The organism is Methylobacterium sp. yr668 (genome assembly GCF_900116245.1).
Taxonomy (GTDB): Bacteria; Pseudomonadota; Alphaproteobacteria; order Rhizobiales; family Beijerinckiaceae; genus Methylobacterium.
Genome location: NZ_FOZY01000071.1, coordinates 1 through 7,077 on the forward strand (window position 1 = coordinate 1; position 7,077 = coordinate 7,077).

The window sequence follows — 7,077 nt, forward strand, 5'->3', positions numbered from 1 at the left end:
ATGCCCCGCGCAACCGCTCAGGCCCGACTGCCCTCTACAGCCGGCACATGTTCGACCGCGTCTGCCATGAGCACGGCATCGAGCATCGCCTGACCAAACCCAACCATCCCTGGACCAACGGTCAAGTCGAGCGGATGAACCGCACCATCAAGGACGCTACGGTCAAGCGCTACCACTACGACACGCACGAACAGCTTCGGGCGCACCTGCAGCTGTTCGTCGACGCCTACAACCATGCCCGTCGGCTGAAGACCCTGCGCGGCCTCACGCCCTACGAGCATGTCCTTCAGGTCTGGACCAAAGAGCCCAAACGCTTCAGGCTCGATCCGTCACACCACATTCCGGGACCATACACCTAGCACGAGCGGCCTGTCGCGCTTCTTTGCCCGCCACGGGATCAGCTGGAAATGGGGCGACGTACGCAGCTGAGCAGGAGCGTGAAGACGTAAGAGCGGCGCGCGCGGCGTGGTTCGAGGCGCAGCCCGAGCTCGATCCGGATCGGCTGGTGTTCCTGGACGAGACTTCGGCTGCCACCAACATGGCCCGGCGCTATGGTTGGGCCCCGCGCGGTGAGCGCTGCCGGCTCGCAGCCCCGCAGGGGCACTACAAAACCACGACCATCACCGCCGCCCTGCGCGCCAGTGGGCTGTGCGCCACCGCGCTGCTGGACGGCCCCACGAACGGCAGGCGCTTTTGCAGCTACGTCACCGAGACCTTGGTCCCGGCGCTGCAGCCGGGCGACATCGTCGTGATGGACAACCTGCCAGCCCACAAGGTCGCAGGCGTGCGGGACGCGATCGAGGCCGCAGGAGCGCGGCTGCTCTACCTCCCGTCCTACAGCCCTGATTTCAACCCGATCAGGGGATGCCCCAATCGACGGGTCGATTGGGGACCCCTCAGCAGGCCTTCGCAAAGCTGAAGGCACTGCTACGCAGCGCGGCCGCCCGCACGATCCCGGATCTCTGGACGGCGATCCGTCAAGCATTCACGTGCTTCACTCCGCAGGAGTGCCGCAACTACCTCGCCGCAGCCGGCTACGAGAACGACTTGGCCGTCGCTACCTGACCGGGAACAACTCTAAGTCGCATGGGGGCGGCAACGCCGGACGCTCTCGGAGTCAGCTCATCGATCAGCCTCAGAAGATCATGTCCAGCGGTCTGCGTGAGTGAACCTATCGTTTTTAATCAACGCCGCTTCGTATGAGAGTTGGTATCAAGCCTCAGTTCGGCACCGTGCCACCGCCCGTGTTGTTACCGCCGACCAAGTAGCGGGCCCAGGTCCTTCCGGCAGGGTTGCTAATCGCCACACCCGATCTCCACCGGATCAAGTTGTTCTGGACCGAGAAGTCATTGTTGGCCTTGTCGATGACGACTCCTGCCGTCGGTGTCCCGGGGCCGACCGAGATCATCGTGTTGCCGTTGATGTTGAAGCTGCCGCCAGCCCCGCCCACGGACACGCCGGCGTACAGAATGGTCAGCAGAGTGTTGCCCGTGATAGTGGACACGTAATCGGCTAGCGCAGATTGGTCCAATTTAATTCCGATCAGCGCGCCGTTGATAACATTGCCGCTGACGGCGGAGTACTGCGTGTCATAAATAAAAATGCCGCTGTCATATTGATTGGCCCCAGACTGGGCAATGCTGTTACCCGTGATCGCGATGTTGGGCGAGCCTTGAGCGAAGATGCCACCTGCGCGGCCGGTGCCGAGGCTGTCGCGTAGCGTGTTCGAGGAAACGGTTACGCCACCCCCGTTGACGATGCGAATGTCGACCGGGGTGGCTGCTTTGGTTCCATTGTAGGTAGCCGCACCTGTGCGCCAAATGACATTGCCAGTGACCGCACCGTTCGCCGCGAACCCTGCGGCATGGCCATCATAATTGATGGCAACGCTGCGAATGTTTCGAAAGACGTTGTTCGCCACGACCCAGTTGACCGGACTGGTCCGCCCTGCGACGCGGAACCAACCCATGTTGACACCATAATCCGATGCCTCAACGGTGTTGTTGGCGAAGACCATCGACTGAGCTTGGTCGGCATCGAATGCGCTACCCTCGGGGCCGGCGCCAAATCCCAGCTCGCATTTCATCAACGTGTTGCCGGTAACGACGCCGCGGGCGCCATTATTAAACGCAATGCACCCGTCGCCGGAGCGGGCGACAACGTTCCCAGAAACGTGGTTGAACCCGCCGTTAAAGTTCAGCGCATCACCACCGGTGCCGGCAACATAATTGCCCGTAACGTATGAGATGGCGCCATTCAGTATGATGGCACTGATGCTCTGGGTCTTTTCGTAGATATCCAAGAACCGGTTGTCGACGATCCTGATCGTGCCGCCGCCGATGCCTGGGGTCTGATAGATGACAGCGCCAGGTAAGCCCCGATTGCCGGCGGCATCGACGTCCGCTGCATCTAGACTGGTCGCATCAAAAGTCATTCCGCGAATGACGACACCATTGGCACCCGCCGCTATTCTCAGGAGCGGCCCAATTGGTGTGGAAAGCTTCAGAGTGCCGGCCTGTTCGGAAACGATCCGAGCGTTGCTCGGGACGTCAATCATGCCTGTTAGGCATGTTCCGGTGACACGCAGCGTTAAACCTGCCGCGGCCGATCCGGTAACAGCCTTGCGCATCGCAGTGGTATCGAGAGTGGCGCCGTCACACTTGGCGTTCCACCACTGCGGACGCGCCGGTACCTCGAGCCATTGGGCTAGCGTCAGCTTGGCGCCGAGCGTCGGCACGTAAGTCAGCGCTCCCGATAGATCGCCGAGCCAGCCCGAAAGCGTGCGCGTCTCCGCTCCACCCGCCGGCGTGACGCTCATCCCATCAACCGGACCGCTCGAGCTCGGGCCGTTGATGATGGTTCGGTCCATGTCCGACGAGACGTTCCGGGGTGCCTTCGTTGCGTCGTAGGCGAGCGCGGGGCTGGAGAGCAGCACTAGGAATGACGCTGTAGTCTTGCAGAGATCCATTTCGATCCTCAAGAGGCAAGGCTCGAGCGGTGGCCGCACATCCAAACATCCGTGGCGTTCAAACCAAGAAGCTCGCTCGGGACGGAAAAATTTTGGCAGGATGAGGCACGGTCGAAGCTTCACTAAATCTCACCGCAGCGGGAAGCGAAGGCGGGCCGGAGGTCTGCCAAGCCGCGGCGGTGCAGCCGAATGGTTGATTAAACGGCAAAGCCCGCCACGACGGTTAGCCGGGCGGGCAGTGTGGGCTAACAGAAGCCGAATTAGAAGGAAATCAGCGCACCCTCGTCGCCACGATCGTCGGTCTCTCGACCCATTCGTGATTGAACACGGCGTGCTGCTGGGAATAAGTGACCCTCGACAACCGGAAGCCAAGGTTCGCAAACAGCCGCTTCAGCAGCCCGATTGAAGGCTGATACCACGTGTAGTCATGCCGAGCATCGTCGAATGCGTTGATCGGACAGAGCATCATTCTGTCCTCAAAGACGACGGGCGTAGAAGCTAGGATAATGGTTTCCTTAGCCATTTTCGATATGTGACCAATCGCGCTAACCGGATCACAAAAATGTTCGATAATCGCGCCGGCAATCACGATGTCATGCTTTTCCGTGAGGCTAGGTAGATCCTTGATGTCGCCGAGCACGGGATTAACGCGCGAGCTCAGCTTGTGGTGCGCATATAAGAAACTATTGTGCAGCCTGACCAAATGATCATCGAACTGCCGAACCCATGCGGGATAGTCGTTGTAGTAGAGACTTTCTTGGAACGGAACGCGAGGAGCCAGAAGACCGGTTTGCAGATCTTGAGCGGTAACTCGTAGAGCGCCGCGCTTCTCGACTTCGAAAGCGATCACTCCGGAAGCTGTCCCAACGTCGAGAACGGTTTTGCCTTTAACGTCTACACCTCCGATATAATCGTCGAACGTCTTTCGAATATCCCAATCACCGACCAACTCCTCGCCATTAGGAAGAGAGATGGAATGATAAAAATGACAATCGTTTCTATTGATTTGACTCGCGGTTTGAACGGTATGACGCATCGGCTCTCTCACTGTGTCGGAAAATCTATAACTTAGAAAGCAAGCTTGCGCATTCCATAATGGAATTGTGCCGCATCATGCGCCTGCTTCATAACTCTAACCCACCGCCCTCGGCCTACCCTGATTCAGACCCACCGCGGCCGGGCCAACGACAGGCACTTGCGCACGGCCGCGGACTAGGAGATTGGAGGTTGAATCAGACCTGACTGCCAAGGGTCAACGGGGCGCAGCTAAGCAAGCGGCGGCCGCCCCTTGTCAAGGCGCGCTCGGCGCAGGGGAAGCACGGATGGATCTTCGAAAGGCTGTCGAGCAAGAAATGCGTGACTGCGTGGTCACAGCTTTCGAAGTTATGCTCGCCAGAGAGCCCGAGAGTGAAGAGACACTGGCTCTTCATGCTGCGCTTCCGACCGCCTCGGAAGTTATCCGGACCATCGGCAAATCTGAGGAGTTTATTCGACGCACCGACAATAGTGTTTTCTCGCACTACAACACAACTCTTAATGCACCAGAAATCATTCAACGCTACAAAAAGAAGGATGTGAAGCCGAACGCTGGATTTTTAACGAACTTTCTCGGAGTCCGAGTTGACCCGAAGGTCAATCCTCAAGTGCTTTCTGGTCGAGCCGGACAGGTCGAGCCAGCGCCGTTGATCGCAAGCTGGCATGCGGATGTCGCCGAATGGGCCGCCGTTCTGCGTGCGATTGACCTCGCTCAAGGCACTTTCACGATGGCGGAACTCGGCTGCGGCTGGGGGTGCTGGATGACCAATGCCGGCGTCGCCGCGCGGGATGCCGGACTGGACATACACGTTATCGGCGTGGAAGGGGACGAAACGTATGTCCGCTTCGCGCAGGAGACGCTTGCGAACAACGATATTCCGCCCACCCGTTACACCATCCATCGAGGTGTAGCAGCGGCCACATCGGGCATCGCCCTGTTCCCGCGCCAAGCCAATCCCGGGGACCACTACGGCCTTGAGCCGGTCTTCGGAGCGAGCGAGGCCGAGCGCGACAAGGCTGTAGCGGCTGGCACCCACGATGCGCTGCCGATGGTCCCGATGGATCAGGTTGTCGCCGAGCACCGTCAGCTCGACCTCCTTCACATCGATATCCAGGGCGGCGAGCACGATCTCGTCAGCTCGTGCCTCGACGTGCTCAATGAGCGCATCGCCTACATGATGATCGGCACGCACTCGCGGCAGATCGAAGGGCAGCTCATGCAGACGCTTCTTAGCGCAGGCTGGAGGCTGGAAGTGGAAAGGCCAGCCGTGCTGCGCCTGAATGACCCCACTCCATTCACGTACATCGATGGCGTGCAGGGCTGGCGGAACACTCGGCTCAATTCTCATAAAGATTCCTGAGCGTTGGACGACCTGTTGATTTCAAACCTTAACGGGGCGCTGAAATGTTGACCTCCGACGAGGTACATCGTGGATTTCGATTGATACTCAAGCGAAATCCCGAGAGCGCGAGCGTGGTGGAACAGTTTCAGAAGCTGTCTGATTTCGACGAACTCATCTCGGTGTTGATAGCAAGTGAAGAGTTTATGACTCGATACACTTGCGCATTCCCGACCGAAAAATGGGTAATGGTTAAGATCAGTGGAACGTCAGATTATATTTATGTCGATCTTTCTGATGATTATGTTTCTCGCGGGTGCCTGTTCAGTAATTATGAATATAACGAAAGCCGGTTTGTTCGCGGCATCGTAAGGCCGAACGACACAGTTCTTGATATTGGCGCCAACATTGGCTGGTTCACCATCATGATGGCTCGCTTGGTTGGCGACCATGGCCACGTTCATGCATTCGAGCCTAGGACGACGACATACGAATATTTGGGTAAAAGCATAGCCCAGAATAAGCTGACAACAAATGTTGTTCTCTACCAGAAGGCGCTAAGCGATGTTTCCGGTGAGGCATACATCACCTGGCGTCCGACCGATCGCAACCCGGGCAATTCCTGGATTTCCAAGCAGACGACTGGCGCATCAACTAAGCAAGATAGGATTTCTACTGTCCGCTTGGACGATCTGAGCATTGAACCAGTCTCATTCATCAAGATAGACGTCGAGGGCGCAGAGCCGAGCGTCTTCCGAGGCGGCGAGAAGCTTATCGCTAGAGACAAACCTGTAATCCTGTCAGAGATCAACTTTGCACAACTCCGGTCGATGTCGAGCATGAATTGGTCAGATTATCGATTGTTCCTCAATAACATCGGCTACGATTCGTTTTATCTAGTTGACGGGAAGGGCGCTGCTTCGGTATCTGATGCCGAAAACAAGGGCATCGACGTCGTCAGCATCGCGATGTGGTCGAGCGAGCGGAAGATGCACCTCAAGCCGCAGGACATCTGGGGCTGAGGCGACGAAACGAAAAAGCCCGCCGCGGCGATGAGCCGGGCGGGCTGGGGTTGTCGGCCTAAACGTGGCGGTCATCGTCGTCGGGGTTGCCGGCCGTGATCATCCTCCCACCGGTCCATGACCTCGGTGAATCGGGCGATGGCGGCCGTCATCTGGCTGGTGTGCTGCGCCTCCTCAGAGGCTGTGTCCGCGACGATGGCAGCCGTGAGGCCGTTGATCGCCTTGGCGAGGTCCGCGAGAGCGATGCTGTCGAACACCGCGGCGCCTGGCGCCGCCGCGACGTCGCGAGCGACATCGGGCTTCAGCGCTTCGGCCGCCCGCACCTCTTTCCTGTACCCCCACCATTCCTTCATGAAGCCGGTCAGCGGGACTAGGTAGGGGACTCATTCAGGTCCATGCGATGACACAGGAAACGAGGGCGATGGCAGCGAGATAGTTGCAGGCCAAGCGATCGTAGCGGGTCGCGACGCGCCGCCAGTTTTTGAGATGGCCGAACAGGCGTTCGATGCGATTGCGCCGCCGGTAGGCGATCCGGCTGTGCTTGTAGGGCACCGTCCGGGTGGCCGTAGACGGGATGGTGGCGATCACCCGGCGGTTCTTGAGCCAATCCCTCAAGCTCTGCGCATCGTAGGCTTTGTCGGCGATCAGGCGTTTGGGCGGCACGACAGCCTGCAGCAGCGGCAGCGCCATGGTGATGTCGGCCACGTTGCCG

7 protein-coding genes and 1 pseudogene are annotated in these 7,077 nt (G+C 58.8%); 4 read left to right on the top strand and 4 right to left on the bottom strand.

The window, feature by feature from the left end; translation table 11 throughout:
* Positions 1–359, top strand: a 359-nt coding sequence (locus tag BM419_RS30965) for an integrase core domain-containing protein (protein WP_139257180.1), incomplete at its 5' end; no start/stop codon positions are given.
* A pseudogene (locus BM419_RS30970) lies at positions 358–1,065 on the top strand (IS630 family transposase); the annotation flags it as partial. The gene BM419_RS30965 and the pseudogene BM419_RS30970, both read left to right, overlap by 2 nt.
* A gap of 154 nt (positions 1,066–1,219) precedes the next feature.
* On the opposite strand, the gene BM419_RS32175 reads toward BM419_RS30970, so the two are convergent.
* Together BM419_RS32175 and BM419_RS32180 are read right to left on the bottom strand one after the other, a co-directional pair.
* On the bottom strand, positions 1,220–2,869 hold the full coding sequence (locus BM419_RS32175) for a NosD domain-containing protein (protein WP_139257181.1): 1,650 nt from the start codon (positions 2,867–2,869) through the stop codon (positions 1,220–1,222).
* Between the two features lie 370 nt (positions 2,870–3,239).
* Entirely contained in the window at positions 3,240–4,004 is a 765-nt protein-coding gene (locus BM419_RS32180; protein WP_139257182.1) for a class I SAM-dependent methyltransferase, read from the bottom strand.
* Between the two features lie 286 nt (positions 4,005–4,290).
* Between BM419_RS32180 and BM419_RS30985 the strand changes: the two genes are divergently transcribed.
* Complete coding sequence (locus BM419_RS30985; protein ID WP_244540935.1) at positions 4,291–5,364, top strand: FkbM family methyltransferase; 1,074 nt, start codon at positions 4,291–4,293, stop codon at positions 5,362–5,364.
* A 116-nt stretch (positions 5,365–5,480) separates the two neighbouring features.
* The gene (locus tag BM419_RS30990) at positions 5,481–6,365 is read left to right on the top strand and encodes an FkbM family methyltransferase (protein WP_175556427.1); all 885 of its coding nucleotides are present in this window, start codon (positions 5,481–5,483) and stop codon (positions 6,363–6,365) included.
* 71 nt (positions 6,366–6,436) lie between these two features.
* Here the strand turns inward: BM419_RS30990 and BM419_RS30995 are convergent, their stop codons facing one another.
* Positions 6,437–6,718 (bottom strand): hypothetical protein, encoded by a 282-nt coding sequence (locus BM419_RS30995; RefSeq protein WP_091928712.1) that lies wholly within the window; start codon positions 6,716–6,718, stop codon positions 6,437–6,439.
* Positions 6,719–6,752: 34 nt separating this feature from the next.
* Positions 6,753–7,077: transposase (locus tag BM419_RS31000; RefSeq protein ID WP_139257183.1), on the bottom strand; the 325-nt coding region annotated here is incomplete at its 5' end.